At 70.8% G+C, this 13719-nt stretch carries 12 protein-coding genes and 2 tRNA genes; 11 read left to right on the forward strand and 3 right to left on the reverse strand.

Going from position 1 to position 13719, the window contains the following annotated elements; genetic code table 11:
- Nucleotides 1-3 precede the first annotated feature (3 nt).
- The 8 genes from recF (at nt 4) to E9998_RS17325 (ending at nt 7869) form a co-directional block, all read left to right on the forward strand.
- Nucleotides 4-1083, forward strand: a complete 1080-nt coding sequence (gene recF / locus E9998_RS17295) for a DNA replication/repair protein RecF (protein WP_420842450.1) — start codon at nt 4-6, stop codon at nt 1081-1083.
- Nucleotides 1073-1528 (forward strand): DciA family protein, encoded by a 456-nt coding sequence (locus tag E9998_RS17300; protein ID WP_204745508.1) that lies wholly within the window; start codon nt 1073-1075, stop codon nt 1526-1528. Before recF ends, E9998_RS17300 begins: the two co-directional genes overlap by 11 nt.
- Before the next feature lie 358 nt (nt 1529-1886).
- Nucleotides 1887-3851: a DNA topoisomerase (ATP-hydrolyzing) subunit B gene (gene gyrB, locus E9998_RS17305; protein WP_136530943.1), complete on the forward strand. Its 1965-nt coding sequence runs from the start codon at nt 1887-1889 to the stop codon at nt 3849-3851.
- A gap of 121 nt (nt 3852-3972) precedes the next feature.
- Complete coding sequence (gene gyrA / locus E9998_RS17310) at nt 3973-6399, forward strand: DNA gyrase subunit A (RefSeq protein ID WP_420842451.1); 2427 nt, start codon at nt 3973-3975, stop codon at nt 6397-6399.
- Entirely contained in the window at nt 6400-7119 is a 720-nt protein-coding gene (locus E9998_RS17315) for a DUF3566 domain-containing protein (RefSeq protein ID WP_136530945.1), read from the forward strand.
- 150 nt (nt 7120-7269) lie between these two features.
- Nucleotides 7270-7343: transfer RNA gene (locus tag E9998_RS17320), tRNA-Ile, on the forward strand.
- A 218-nt stretch (nt 7344-7561) separates the two neighbouring features.
- The gene (locus E9998_RS26405) at nt 7562-7693 is read left to right on the forward strand and encodes a DLW-39 family protein (protein WP_218125197.1); all 132 of its coding nucleotides are present in this window, start codon (nt 7562-7564) and stop codon (nt 7691-7693) included.
- A gap of 100 nt (nt 7694-7793) precedes the next feature.
- Nucleotides 7794-7869, forward strand: a tRNA-Ala gene (locus tag E9998_RS17325).
- 52 nt (nt 7870-7921) lie between these two features.
- Here the strand turns inward: E9998_RS17325 and E9998_RS17330 are convergent.
- Nucleotides 7922-8524 (reverse strand): TetR/AcrR family transcriptional regulator, encoded by a 603-nt coding sequence (locus E9998_RS17330; RefSeq protein WP_136530946.1) that lies wholly within the window; start codon nt 8522-8524, stop codon nt 7922-7924.
- A gap of 89 nt (nt 8525-8613) precedes the next feature.
- Between E9998_RS17330 and E9998_RS17335 the strand changes: the two genes are divergently transcribed.
- Nucleotides 8614-9789 (forward strand): FAD-dependent monooxygenase, encoded by a 1176-nt coding sequence (locus E9998_RS17335; RefSeq protein ID WP_136530947.1) that lies wholly within the window; start codon nt 8614-8616, stop codon nt 9787-9789.
- Nucleotides 9790-9968: 179 nt separating this feature from the next.
- On the opposite strand, the gene E9998_RS17340 is transcribed toward E9998_RS17335, so the two are convergent.
- On the reverse strand, nt 9969-10550 hold the full coding sequence (locus E9998_RS17340) for a dihydrofolate reductase family protein (protein WP_136530948.1): 582 nt from the start codon (nt 10548-10550) through the stop codon (nt 9969-9971).
- 97 nt (nt 10551-10647) lie between these two features.
- Here E9998_RS17340 and E9998_RS17345 point away from each other — a divergent pair, with 97 nt between their 5' ends.
- Both E9998_RS17345 and E9998_RS17350 read left to right on the forward strand, forming a co-directional pair.
- Nucleotides 10648-11652, forward strand: coding sequence for a phosphotransferase (locus E9998_RS17345; RefSeq protein ID WP_136530949.1), 1005 nt, complete (start codon nt 10648-10650; stop codon nt 11650-11652).
- Nucleotides 11653-11718: 66 nt separating this feature from the next.
- On the forward strand, nt 11719-12423 hold the full coding sequence (locus tag E9998_RS17350; RefSeq protein WP_136530950.1) for a hypothetical protein: 705 nt from the start codon (nt 11719-11721) through the stop codon (nt 12421-12423).
- Here E9998_RS17350 and E9998_RS17355 read toward each other — a convergent pair.
- On the reverse strand, nt 12420-13577 hold the full coding sequence (locus E9998_RS17355; RefSeq protein WP_204745509.1) for a DUF418 domain-containing protein: 1158 nt from the start codon (nt 13575-13577) through the stop codon (nt 12420-12422). The genes E9998_RS17350 and E9998_RS17355 overlap by 4 nt on opposite strands.
- Nucleotides 13578-13719 lie beyond the last annotated feature (142 nt).

Below are 13719 nucleotides of genomic sequence, written 5' to 3' on the forward strand. Positions count from 1 at the left end.
GTCATGTTCGACGAGGGCCCATCGATCCTGGTGGGCCCCAACGGACACGGAAAGACCAACCTGGTCGAGGCGCTCATCTACCTCGCGAACCTCCGCTCCCACCGCGTCTCCGCCGACGCCCCCCTGGTCCGCCAGGGCTGCGAGCAGGCGATCGTGCGGGCCGAGATCCTCCACGACTCCCGGCGCCTCCTGGCCGAGCTCGCCATCATCCCCGGCAGGTCGAACAAGGCCCGCCTGAACAAGACCCAGCTCCCGCGCCCGCGCGAGATCATCGGCGCGCTCAAGGCCGTCGCCTTCGCCCCCGAGGACCTCGCGCTCGTGCGCGGCGAGCCCTCCGCGCGCCGCCGCTACCTCGACGAGCTGCTGTGCTCGCGCTTCCCGCGCTTCGCCGGCGTCCGCGCCGACTACGAACGCGTCCTCAAGCAGCGCAACACGCTCCTGCGCACGGCCTACCTCGCGAAGAAGACCGGCGGCCGCGGGCCCGGCGGCGCCGAGATGGCCACCCTCGACGCCTGGGACGCCCACCTCGCCCAGCACGGCGCCGAACTCCTCGCGGGGCGCCTCGCGCTCCTGGAGGACCTCGCCGAGCCCGTCGCCAAGGCCCACGCCCGCATCGCCGACGGCCGCTCCGAGGTGACCCTCGTCTACGAGTCCGAACTCGGCGCCGACCTCACGCCCGACCAGGACGTGCTCACCGCCCGGCTCGCCGCCGCGCTCGCCGGGGCCCGCGCCAAGGAGGTCGAGCGGGGCTCGACCCTCGTCGGGCCGCACCGCGACGACCTCGACCTCACGCTCGGCTCGCTCCCGGTCAAGGGCTACGCCTCGCACGGGGAGACCTGGTCGGTGGCGCTCGCGCTGCGCCTGGGCGCGTTCGAGCTGCTGCGCTCCGACGGGACCGCCCCGATCCTCATCCTCGACGACGTCTTCGCCCAACTCGACGGGACCCGCAGGGAGCGCCTCGCCGAGTACGCTGAAGCGGCGCCGCAGACGCTCATCACGTGCGCGGTCGCCGGGGACGTCCCCGAGCGGCTCGCCGGCGCCCGCTACGACGTGTGGGAGGGGGAGGTCAAGCGTGTCCTCTAGCAGCGGCTACGACTACCGGCCCCGACCGCGTCGGCGCGGCAAGTCGGACGACCCGCGCTTCCGCAAGGAGTGGTCCGGTCCCGGCCCCGACAAGCGCGACCCCGAGACGCTCGGCGCGCTCCTGCCGCAGATCGTGCGTAAGAACGGCTGGACCCGCAAGGTCGCCGACGCCTCGGTCTTCGGGCGCTGGGAGGCCATCGTGGGCCCCGAGATCGCCGGGCACTGCCGCCCCGAGAAGCTCGAGCACGGCGAGCTCCTCGTCGTCGCCGAGTCCACCGCCTGGGCCACCCAGCTGCGGCTGTTCTCGCGCCAGATCCACGGCAAGCTCGCCGCGGCCCTGGGCCCGAGCGTGGTCAAGCGCCTGAAGATCACCGGCCCCCAGCAGCCGACCCGCTCCTTCGGCCCGAGGCGGGTGCGGTTCAATGGCTCCCGTGACACGTTCTGAAGCCGCGCACCCCTAGGTCCGTAGGGGGGTTCATGTCCACCGCTCCCGGTGCGACTGCGACGACAACGGGGCCTACAGGCGACGACTGCGAGACTCGGTCGCAGTAGACTTGAACGATGGAGCGGCGGTGACGCGCGAGCAGCGCGCGGACCGCCGCCACCGGTGAGACGGCGGCCCTCCGGGGCCGCATCCGCGCCGCCCTTCGGGCGGCGCGAGCGCGGTGGCGCGGCTCCGGCCCTCAGGAGGCCGCGGGCCGGAACGGACATCCGGCGCAGCCGCGGCCAGACGGCTGAAAGTGTCACAGCCATGGACTAGCTTTCTCACTACTGACCGTGAACGACGACAGAAGGAGTTGCCGGTGGCGGCGAAGCAGAAGGACGATTACAGCGCCAGTTCGCTGCAAGTCCTCGAAGGCCTCGAGGCCGTCAGGAAGCGCCCGGGCATGTACATCGGCTCGACTGGCGAGCGCGGCCTGCACCACCTCATCCAGGAGGTCGTCGACAACGCGGTCGACGAGGCCATGGCGGGCTACGCCACGGACATCCTGGTGACCCTCACCGACGACGGCGGCGTGAGCGTCCGCGACGACGGCCGCGGCTTCCCCGTCGACCTCCACCCGAAGCTGAAGAAGCCGGGCGTCGAGGTCGCGCTCACCGTCCTCCACGCGGGCGGCAAGTTCGACTCCCAGACCTACGCCGTCTCCGGCGGTCTGCACGGCGTCGGCGTCTCGGTCGTGAACGCGCTCTCCACCCGGGTGACCGTCGAGATCAAGCGCGACGGCTTCAACTGGCGCCAGGACTACAAGCACGCCCAGCCGGGCCCGCTGGAGAAGGGCGAGCCGACCGACGAGACCGGCACGATCGTCAGCTTCTGGCCGGACGGGGACATCTTCGAGACCCTCGAGTTCGACTACAAGACGATCTACCGCCGCATCCAGGAGATGGCCTTCCTGAACAAGGGCCTGTCCATCACGCTGCGCGACGAGCGCCCCGAGCACCTCGACGAGGACGGGAACGTCCGCGAGGTGCGGTTCCAGTACGAGGAGGGCATCGCCGACTTCGTGCGCCACCTCAACGCCTCGAAGAACCCGATCCACCCCACGGTCGTGCAGTTCACCGCCGAGGACGAGAAGGAGTTCCACACCGTCGAGATCGCGATGCAGTGGAACGAGTCGTACGGCGAGTCGGTGTACACGTTCGCGAACACGATCAACACGCACGAGGGCGGCACCCACGAGGAGGGCTTCCGCTCGGCGCTGACGAACGCGGTCAACAAGTACGGGCTCGAGAAGAAGATCATCAAGTCCGAGAAGGACCGCCTCTCGGGCGAGGACATCCGCGAGGGCCTGGCGGCGATCATCTCCGTCAAGCTGCGCGAGCCCCAGTTCGAGGGCCAGACGAAGACCAAGCTCGGCAACACCGAGATCAAGGGCTTCGTGCAGAAGGTCTGCAACGAGTGGCTGCCCGACTGGCTCGACCGCCACCCCAAGGAAGCGCGGATCATCGTCCAGAAGGCCTCCAGCGCGGCGAACGCCCGCAAGGCCGCCGCGCAGGCCCGCAAGCTGGCGCGCCGCAAGAGCCTCCTGGAGAGTTCGTCGATGCCCGGCAAGCTCGCGGACTGCCAGTCCACGAACCCCGAGGAGTGCGAGATCTTCGTGGTCGAGGGCGACTCGGCCGGCGGTTCGGCGAAGCAGGGCCGCAACCCTCGTACGCAGGCGATCATGCCCATCCGCGGCAAGATCCTCAACGTGGAGAAGGCCCGGCTCGACAAGATCCTCAAGAACAACGAGGTCCAGGGCATGATCACGGCCCTGGGCACGGGGATCCACGAGGAGTTCGACGGCGAGAAGCTGCGCTACCACAAGGTGATCCTGATGTCGGACGCCGACGTCGACGGCCACCACATCAACACGCTGCTGCTGACGCTGCTGTTCCGCTTCATGCGCCCGCTCATCGAGCTCGGGCACGTGTACATGAGCCAGCCGCCGCTGTACAAGATCAAGTGGAACAAGAAGGGCGACCTGGTCGACTACGCGTACTCCGACGCCGAGCGCGACCGCCTCATCGAGGCGGGCATCGCCTCGGGCAAGGCCGACCCGCGCAGGTCCGAGGGCGTCCAGCGCTACAAGGGTCTCGGTGAGATGAACTACACCGAGTTGTGGGAGACGACCATGGACCCGTCCCAGCGCAATCTCCTCCAGGTGCAGCTCGACGACGCGGCAACCGCCGACGAGCTGTTCAGCGTCCTGATGGGTGAGGACGTGGAGAGCCGCCGCCGCTTCATCCAGGAGAACGCGAAAGACGTTCGTTTTCTGGACATCTAGCGCCCGCCGACCATGATCCGATTGACGACGCAAGGAAGCACTGGTGCCTGAGAACAACCAAGACCAGCTGGAGATCCCGGAGGGGCACGGCCGCATCGAGCCGGTCGGCATCGAAGTGGAGATGTCGCGCTCCTACCTCGACTACGCGATGAGCGTCATCGTCGGGCGCGCGCTGCCCGACGTGCGGGACGGCCTCAAGCCGGTCCACCGCAAGATCCTGTACGCGATGTACGACGGCGGCTACCGCCCCGACCGCGGGTACGTCAAGTGCTCGCGCGTCATCGGCGACGTCATGGGCCAGTTCCACCCGCACGGCGACTCGGCGATCTACGACTCGCTGGTGCGCATGGCGCAGCCGTGGAGCCTGCGGTACCCGCTCATCGACGGCCAGGGCAACTTCGGCTCCCCGGGCAACGACCCGGCGGCCGCGCACCGCTACACCGAGTCGCGGCTCGAGCCGCTCGCGATGGAGATGCTGCGGGACATCGACGAGGAGTCGGTGGACTTCGAGCCGAACTACGACGGCAAGACCACCGAGCCGACGATCCTGCCCTCGCGGATCCCGAACCTGCTCATCAACGGCTCCGAGGGCATCGCGGTCGGCATGGCCACCAAGATCCCGCCGCACAACCTCCGCGAGGTCGCCGCGGCCGTCGACTGGTGCCTGGACAACCCCGAATCCGACGAGGCCGAGGCCCTGGAGGCGATCCTCCACATCATCACCGGCCCCGACTTCCCGACCGGCGCCACGGTCCTGGGCCGCGCCGCGATCGAGGACGCCTACCGGACCGGGCGCGGCTCGATCCGCATGCGGGCGGTCATCGAGGTCGAGGAGGACGCCAAGGGCCGTCCCTGCCTCGTCGTCACCGAGCTGCCCTACCAGGTCAACCCCGACAACCTGGCCGAGCGGATCGCCGACCTCGTCAAGGAGGGCAAGCTCGGCGGGATCGCCGACATCCGCGACGAGTCCTCCGGGCGCACCGGCATGCGGATCGTCATCGTCCTCAAGCGCGACGCGGTCCCGAAGGTCGTCCTCAACAACCTGTACAAGCACACGCAGCTCCAGGACACGTTCGGGGCGAACATGCTCGCCCTGGTCGACGGTGTGCCCAAGACGCTGAACATCGCGCAGATGGTCCGCTACTACGTGGCGCACCAGATCGAGGTGATCGTGCGGCGCACCCGGTACCGGATGCGCAAGGCCGAGGAGCGCGCCCACATCCTGCGCGGCCTCGCCAAGGCCCTCGACCTGCTGGACGAGACGATCGCGCTCATCCGCCGCTCGCCTTCGGCCGAGGAGTCCAAGCAGGGCCTCATGGGCCTGCTCGACGTGGACGAGATCCAGGCCGTGGCGATCCTCGACATGCAGCTTCGCCGCCTCGCGGCCCTGGAGCGGCAGCGGATCATCGACGAGCTCGCCGAGATCGAGACCAAGATCGCCGACCTGGCCGACATCCTCGCCAAGCCCGAGCGGGTCCGCCAGATCATCCGCGAGGAGCTCGGCGCGGTCGTGGCCCGCTGGGGCGACGAGCGGCGCACGCAGATCCTGCCCGACGCCGGCGAGGTGTCCATGGAGGACCTCATCGCCCGCGAGGACGTGGTCGTCACCATCACGCACGGCGGCTACGTCAAGCGCACCAAGACCGACTCGTTCCGCTCGCAGAAGCGCGGCGGCAAGGGCGTCCAGGGCGCGCAGCTCAAGCAGGACGACATCGTCTCGCACTTCTTCGTGTGCACCACGCACGACTGGATCCTGTTCTTCACGAACAAGGGCCGCGTGTACCGCGCGAAGGCGTACGAGCTGCCCGAGGCCAGCCGCACCGCCCGCGGCCAGCATGTGGCGAACATCCTGGCCTTCGGTCCGGACGAGCAGATCGCGCAGGTCATACAGCTCGCCAACTACGAGGTCGCCCCGCACCTGGTGCTCGCGACCCGCAACGGCCTGGTCAAGAAGTCCAAGCTCACCGACTTCGACTCCCCGCGCACCGGCGGCATCGTCGGCATCAACCTGCGCGACGGCGACGAGCTGGTCGGCGCGGCCCTGGTCGACCAGGACGACGACCTGCTGCTGGTCTCGCGCAAGGCGCAGTCGATCCGCTTCCAGGCCACCGACGAGTCGCTGCGGCCGATGGGCCGGGCGACCAGCGGCGTGATCGGCATGCGCTTCGTCGGCGACGACGAATTGCTCACCATGATCGTCTTGCGCGATAATATGGACATCCTCGTGGCCACCAGCCGCGGCTACGCGAAGCGGACACCTGTCGACGCGTATCCGCCGCAAGGCCGCGGCGGCAAGGGCGTCCTGACCGCGAAGATCACGGAACGGCGCGGCGACTTGGTTGGGGCGCTGTCGGTGACGCCGGACGACGAGCTGTTCGCTATCACCTCGGAGGGGGGCGTCATCAGGACACCGGTGCAGCCGGTCCGCCAGACTTCGGACCGCAACACCATGGGCGTCAAGCTGATCGACCTGCCCGACGAGGTGTCGCTGCTCGCCATCACCAGGAGCGCCGAGGAACCGGAACCCGATGAGGGGCAGGACGAGTAGATGACCGACGCGAAGGCTACCGCTGCGGAGACCGAGCGCGATGAGGACGTCCCCGAATTCCCGGAGACGCCCGAAGCGGCCGACCAGCCGAAGGCCGACGACGAATCGCCGTCACCGGTCTCGGCGCCGCCCTCCGCGGCGGCCCCCGCTCAGGACCAGACGCTGACGCTGCGCCGGCCTCCGGGCATGACGCCGCCGCCGGTGACGCCCGAGGCGATCCCGACGCTGTCGACGGGCAACACCGCTGCCCAGCAGGCCGCGGGCGTCGCCTCGTCGGCCCGCGTGGCGGACGCGGTGCGCGCCGCCCGCGCGGCCGTGAGCCAGGCGACCGCGCGCGGCCCGCGCCGGGCCCGCCTGCGGCTCAAGCGGATCGACCCGTGGTCGGTGATGAAGTTCTCGTTCGCCGTCTCGATCGTCCTGTTCATCGTCATGGTCGTGGCGACCACCGTCCTGTACATCGCGCTCGACGCGATGGGCGTGTTCGACACCGTCAACGACATGCTCCAGATGCTCATGGGCACGACCGCGAACGGCGAGGCCGCCGGTGCGGCCTCGGCCGACTTCCGGATCACCGCGAAGGGCGTCATCGGGGCCTCGGCTCTGCTCGGCGTGGTGAACATGGTCCTGTTCACGGCCCTGGCGACCCTGGGCTCCTTCATCTACAACGTGTGCGCCGACCTGGTCGGCGGCGTCGAGGTCACCCTCGCCGAACGCGACTAGCGTCCGCGCTCCGAAGCGCCCGCGGCCTCCCGGCCGCGGGCGCTTCGCCGTCAGTGATGCCCGTCCCTCCCGGGCGGGGCCCTGTTCCGCAGGCGCAACGATGATGGGGTAATCTTTCTCAGCGCTGGTCCTCCAGCACTATCCCGATACGGGCGTATAGCTCAGGTGGTTAGAGCGTCGAGCTGATAACTCGAAGGTCCCAAGTTCGAGTCTTGGTACGCCCACAGAACACCCGCCGCGATGCGGCGGGTTTTTTCATGCCCTGGCGCCGGGTGCGTGCTTTCGGCCCCTTCGGGCGGCAAACGCAGACATCCGCCGATCCCCGCCCCTCTGCCGCCCCACCGGCCCGCCGCGTCGCAGTTCGCTATGCTGAGGCGCATCGCGCGATGCCGATCTCGGCATTGCTGTTCACGGCAATCGCTGATATAGGGGGCCCGGGTCCATGTGGAAGAAGATCTTGATCGTCGCCGGTGTGGCAACGGTCGCGTTCGTGGTCGCCAAGAAGGTCAAGTCGATCAACGACGACCGCACCCTGTGGCACGAGGCCACCACCTCCGCGGAGGACGTGCGCTGACGCTCGGCGTTAGCCAGCTCACTACGCTCCGGGTATCCTCGCTGTCGCGATAGGCGCGGCGGGGATACTCGAACGGTCCGGCCGCTCACGCCGCCGGCCGGGGGCCATAGCTCAATTGGCAGAGCACCGCCTTTGCAAGGCGGGGGTTAGGAGTTCGATTCTCCTTGGCTCCACCACGGGACGACCCGGTGCATCGCGCACCGGGTCGCTCTGCTTTCCGCGTGCCGCTCAGCGTCCGGCCAGGCCGGTGTGGAGGAGGTCGGTGAGGGTGTCGATGACGGTGTCGTCGTCGAACTCGCGGCCCTGGGCCGAGTTGGCGGCGTAGCCGAGCATGCCGAGCATGGCGCCCATCGCGGCGGCCACGAGTTCGGGTTCGCCGGGGAGGTCGCGGCCCTGTTCGGCGCTGTACTCCAGGTGGGCGCGCAGGAACGTGGTCTCCGCGACGAGGTTCTCCCAGGCCCGGCCCGAGCCGGGCGGGGCCGCGACCATCGACTGGAACAGCGCGGAGACGACCGGGGCGTGCTCGCGGAAGACCGTCCAGGAGACGGCGATGTGCTGCCGCAGCTGCTCGCGGTCGGTGAGGTCGTGCTCGCGGGGGTGCACGGTGGTGTCGACGAGTTCGTCGGCGCGCTCCTCCATGCCTTCGAGGAGGGCCTGGAGGATCGCCTCCTTGTCGGCGAAATGCTCGTAGAAGGAGCCGGTGGCGCGCCCGGCCTCCTTCGTGATGTCGGTGATCTTGGTGTTCAGGTAGCCGTGCTCGGCAAAGCGGCGCCGGGCCGCCTCCAGCAGCACGGCCCTCGTCTCGGCCGCCCTGGCCTTGCGTACGCCCACATCCGCTCCCACCCGTTGACAGGAGGCCAGTGTAGCGAATACAGTTTCACTGAATTCAAGTTCAGTGAATCTATATTCAGGGAGTTGGGATGCGCATCATCGTCATCGGCGGCGGGGTCGCCGGAGCGGCCGCCGCGCTCGCCATGCGCCTGATCGGCGCGGCGGTCACGGTCTACGAGGCCCGCGCCGATCCGGGCGGGGAGGTCGGGTCCTTCGTGAGCCTCGCCGCGAACGGACTGCGGGGACTCGAAGCGCTCGGCTGCGCCGAGGCCGTGCGGCGCAGCGGGTTCGACGTGCCGCGCCAGCGGATGCGGGGCTCAGGCGGGCTCCTCATCGGCGACGTGCCGCGTGGACGCCGCTCCGCCGACCCGCTCATCTCCGTCACGCTCATGCGCGCCCGCCTCGTCACTGCGCTGCGCGAGGCCGCGGCCGACGCCGGGGCGGTGTTCCGGTTCGGGGATCGGGCGGTCGGCGCGGACCCCGCGACCGGGGAGGTCGCGTTCGCGAGCGGGCTGCGCGACCGCGCAGACCTCGTGGTCGCCGCGGACGGGATCTGGTCGGTCCTGCGCGGCGTGCTCGACGCGGACGCACCGGTGCCCGAGTACGCGGGCCTCTACACGGTCTCCGGTGTCTCGCAAGGCGTCGCGACCGACCCGGGGGTGTTCGACCTGACCTTGGCCGGTGCCGGAGCGTTCATCCACGTGCGGGCCGGCGACGAGGTCTGGTGGGCGGCCCAGATCGACGAGCGGGCCGAGCCTGAGCGCGAGGGCGTGGCGGACGCCGAATGGACGCGCCGCGCCGCGGCGGCGTTCGCGGACGAGGCGGTGCCCTCCCGGCTCGTCGCGGCGACCGCCCGCCTGCATCGGCCCGTGGTGCACCACGTGCTCGACGAGGTACCGGTGTGGCACCGGGGCCGGATCGTGCTCATCGGCGACGCCGCGCACCCGGTGGGCGCGGGCCAGGGCGCGTCGATGGCGATCGAGGACGCGGTGGCCCTCGCCGGGGCCGTGGCCTCGGCCCCCGTGCCCGAGGCGCTCGACGCCTATGCGGCCCAACGCAGGCCCCGCATCCGGAAGGTGATCCGCACCGCCGAGGACAACCGGGGCGCGAAGCGGGCCGGACCGGCGGCGCGGCGGGCGCGCGAGTTCATGATGCGGCTGTTCGTCCCGCTCGTCTACGAGCGGGCGACCGGCTGGCTCTACGACCACCGGCCCGCCCTCCCGGAGCGAAAAGTGGCCGACGCGGCTGCGCCGCAGTCGGACTGACTGCGGCGCAGCGAGAGCAGACGGCCCCGCCCGGGGAGGTCGGTCGTCCAGAACGCCGTCACGGGATCGCACACGACCATCCCTCCGGGAGCGCCCGGTCGCACGGATCGATGCGCGGCGATCTGATCGCCTCCGCGGCGGGCGGGTCCGCCGCGGGCGGTCGCTGATCAGGCGCGCGGTCAGTTGCGGTCGAGCGTGATCACGCGGACGCCGCCGGGCAGCTGCACCAGGTCGACCGGCGTGAACATGTGGGGCGCGAAGGGGCCGTTGAACATCGGGACGCCCGAGCCGATCACCGAGGACTGCTGCTTGACAACGATCCGGTCGATCTCCGGCAGCAGCGTGTGGGCGAGGGTGCCGCCGCCGACCAGCCACAGGTCGAGGCCCTCCTCGGCCTTGAGCTCCCGGACGTGCGCGACCGGGTCGCCCGCGACGACCTCCACGTCAGAGTCCTCCCGCGCCGCAAGAGAGTTCGAGTAGACGACGTGCCGCAGGTGCGGGTAGGCGTCCGGGATGCCCGCGGCGAGGCCGACCGCGAAGGACCCACTGCCCTCCAGGATCGTGTCGAAGTGCTCGCCCGGCCCGGCGATCCCCATCGCGTCGCGGGCCGGTCCCGGCAGCGTCTCGGGGTAGTTCGCGACGATGAACGCCAAGAGGTCTTCGGTGATCGCGAAGTAGTCCTCGCCGGAGGGGTCGCCGCCGTCCGGTCCGGCGATCCGGCCGTCGAGCGTCGCGGCGACGTAGTAGACGAGTCTGCGCATGGAGGTGTGCCTCCTGGGTCGGTCGGTGCGGGCGGGGTTCCGGCCGCACCGACAAAATACCGGTGCCGCGCCCGGAGACGACCGGTAGCCTTCGGCGGTGACCATCCGCCCCGCCGCCGCCCTCGAAGCGATCGCCAGCGCCTTCGCGCTCGGCACCGTGCGAGCCGCCGAATACCTCCCCCACGGCATCCTCAACCGCAACTGGCGCATCGACACCGACCGGGGCCGCCACGCCCTCAAGGAACTCGACGCCCTCGAACCGGATCTCGCGCGGCGGCGCCTCGAACTGCTCCCGCGTTTGGCCGCCGCCGGCGTCCCGGTCGCCGAGGCGGTGCCCTCCGCCGACGGCGACCTGGTTCCCCGCATCGGCGCCCGCGCCTACTACCTCTCCCCCTGGATCGACGGCGACCACCCGCGCGGCGAGGCGATGACGCCCGAAGCGAGCCGGCACATGGGCGCGGTCATCGGCCGCATCCACACCGCCCTCGCCGACCCCGCGACCGGACTCGACGCGCCGAAGGCCCCCGAGCTCGCGGTCATGCCCCTCGGCGAGGCCGTCGCCGCAGTGGCCATGCACCTCAGGCGGATCGAGGACCGCACCTCCCCCGACGACTTCGACCGCGCCGCCGCTGCGGGCCTGCGCAGGCGGCTCGACCTCCTCGCCGCCCACGGCCACCGCCGCCCCGAGACCGCCGGAACCGGCCCGCACGGGTGGACCCACGGCGACTGCCAGAACTGGAACCTCCTGTGGCGGGGCGGCCGCATCGTCGCCGTCCTCGACTGGGACCGGCTGCGCCCCAACGCGTACGGCGAGGAAATCGCCCGCGCGGCGATGTACCAGTGCGTCCGGGCGGACGGCAGCGTCGACCTCGCGAACGTGGCCGCGCTCATCGCCGGGTACCGCACCGAATCCGCGATCGGCACCGAAGCGCTCGCCGAGGCCGCCCGGCACCGCTGGTGGCGCATCGCCGCCAGCGTCTGGCACCTCGAATACCGCTACGACAAGGGCGTCAAGGCCGCAGAGGCGCTCTTCCACTCCGACGAGCGGCTCCTGCACTGGTGGACCGCCAACCTCGACGAGGTCGAGGCCGCGTTCATGTGAAGCAGTGGCCGGGCGTTGACGGCCCCGGGCAGAATCGTTGCACCACCGCGTGACGAGGACGCCCCCATGACCGAAGCGACTTCTCCCGCGATCGAGTGGGCCCGCGAGCGCAGACCCCGGCGCGGCCCGCACTGGGAGGCACTCGAAGCCCGCGTCTTCGCCGACCACGTCGATGTCCAACTGCTGCTTCGCGTCCGCGGCCTCGTGCTCCCCCGCAAAGGCGCCTGGTACCTGGCCGCGTTCGCGTGCTCGGCCGCCGCGGCGCTGGCGGCGTTCGGCCTCGGCAGCGTCGACGCTCAAGCCGGCCGGCTGGCGGCCGGTGCGCTCATGGTCGCGGTCGCGGTACTTCAGGTGGTCGGATTCGCCTGGGCCCTACAGGGGTACGGGACGGGCGCGGACGCGTTCTGGGGCCTGGTGGTGTTCTTCACCGGTGCCGTCCCGGTGGCGGGCTTGGGGATGCTGGAAGCCGAGGCGGGGTCCGGCGGCCCCTCGTTCCTGTTCTGGTTCGCTTTGGTCGCGATCGCTTTGGGGCTCACCGGAAGTGCGGGCTCCACGCTGACGCCGTCGAAGGGCGGCGCCCGGTCTCGTCGCGTGCTCGCGGCGGTCGCGGCGCTGCCCGAGGCCGAGCGCGAGCGGATCGGTGCGGACCTGGCCGCGGCGCTCGACGTGCTGGTCGAGCGCCGCGTCATCGATGCGAGGACGCGCAAGGAGGCCCTCGGCGCGCCGCTCGGCGGCCTCGCCGTCTCGCGGCAGAGCGGTTCGGCGAGCTAGCGGAGGACCGCCTTCTGGAGCGCTTCGGCGGGGCCGTTCGCGAAGCGGCGCAGCCACAGTCGCGAGCCGACGAGGAGGACCGCGCTGATGGCGAGCCAGAGTCCGGCGACGAACCACGGGTTCGTTCCGAAGCGGGCCGCCAGGCCCAGGCCCCAGCCGTAGCAGATCGCCGAGGCGAGCACGTTCTGGAGGATGTAGCCGCTGAGGGCGGTGCGGCCCAGGGCTTCCAGGGCGGCCGTGACCGGGCCGCGGCGGACGTGTTCGACCAGGAGGCCGATGAGGCCCACATACCCGAGCATGACGATCGGGGCCGCTGCGTAGCGTTCGAGGAGGAACAGGGAGTCGGGTCCGGCCATGAGCGCGACGTTGACCGGCAGGCCGATGCCCAGGCCCCACACGAGGAGTCGGCGGCGCAGCGCGCGGCCCGCGTCGTCGGCGGCGAACGCTCCGGCGCGCATGAGCTTGACGCCCAGCAGGAACAGGAAGACCAGCAGCGGGAACGTGACGATCGGCTCGATGCGGAAGAGCAGGACGTTGTCGAGCCGGAACGCGACCTGGTCGAGCCAAGAGCCGGAGGCGTAGATCGCCTGGATGTCCTTGGTGTCGGTGCTCTCCGGCCCGCTCGTGGCCGCGAGTGCGGCGGTGGCGAGGCCCATCACGGCGAGGTGCAGGCCGAGGGCGGTCCACATGGCGGCGTTCTGGATCCGCTTGGAGCCCTTGAGGATCCAGGCGACGATTACGGCGGTGACCGCGTAGCCCATGAGCACGTCCCAGGCGAACACGAGCGTGAAGTGGATGGTGCCCTCGACGAAGAGGAAGAGGGCCCGCCAGTGGTAGCGGCCCGGCCAGCGGCGGCCGCGTTTCTCGCTGGAGCGGAACTGGATCGCGAGGCCGACGCCGAAGAGGACGGTCAGCATCGACAGGAACTTGCCGTTGGTGAGGAGTTCGAAGACCGCGCCGATCGGCGTGGCGTCGGTGGCGGCGCCCGCGGAGCCGATGAGCGGGCCGGCTTCGCCTTCGGGTGAGGCGAAGATCCAGATGTTGGTGCCGAGCGTGCCGAGGATCGCGACGCCGCGGAGGACGTCGAGCAGCGGCATCCGCTTCGCGGCGGGTGCGGCTTCGGCGGCGGGCGCCTGGGCCTTGATGGTGTCCATGTCTTCAGCTTGCCGGTTCGGGGCGCGGCCGGAATCGTGCTGCGGCATGGACTTTCGTTCCCGCGGGGGGCGACCGGCGGTGCAGGTCGCGGTGCGTCGAAGGTGGCAGCGGCGCGGGCGCGTGTGCGACCTTCGTCGGAGC

It is taken from the genome of Glycomyces paridis (assembly GCF_004912155.1).
GTDB classification, from domain to species: domain Bacteria; phylum Actinomycetota; class Actinomycetes; order Mycobacteriales; family Micromonosporaceae; genus Glycomyces; species Glycomyces paridis.

Excerpts from the sequence above, each read along its gene's own strand:
- recF (WP_420842450.1), top strand. The coding sequence starts at position 4 with ATGTTCGACGAGGGCCCATCGATCCTGGTGGGCCCCAACGGACACGGA.
- gyrA (WP_420842451.1), top strand. The coding sequence starts at position 3,973 with ATGTCGCGCTCCTACCTCGACTACGCGATGAGCGTCATCGTCGGGCGC.
- E9998_RS17315 (WP_136530945.1), top strand. The coding sequence starts at position 6,400 with ATGACCGACGCGAAGGCTACCGCTGCGGAGACCGAGCGCGATGAGGAC.
- E9998_RS26405 (WP_218125197.1), top strand. The coding sequence starts at position 7,562 with ATGTGGAAGAAGATCTTGATCGTCGCCGGTGTGGCAACGGTCGCGTTC.
- E9998_RS17335 (WP_136530947.1), top strand. The coding sequence starts at position 8,614 with ATGCGCATCATCGTCATCGGCGGCGGGGTCGCCGGAGCGGCCGCCGCG.
- E9998_RS17340 (WP_136530948.1), bottom strand. The coding sequence starts at position 10,550 with ATGCGCAGACTCGTCTACTACGTCGCCGCGACGCTCGACGGCCGGATC.
- E9998_RS17350 (WP_136530950.1), top strand. The coding sequence starts at position 11,719 with ATGACCGAAGCGACTTCTCCCGCGATCGAGTGGGCCCGCGAGCGCAGA.
- E9998_RS17355 (WP_204745509.1), bottom strand. The coding sequence starts at position 13,577 with ATGGACACCATCAAGGCCCAGGCGCCCGCCGCCGAAGCCGCACCCGCC.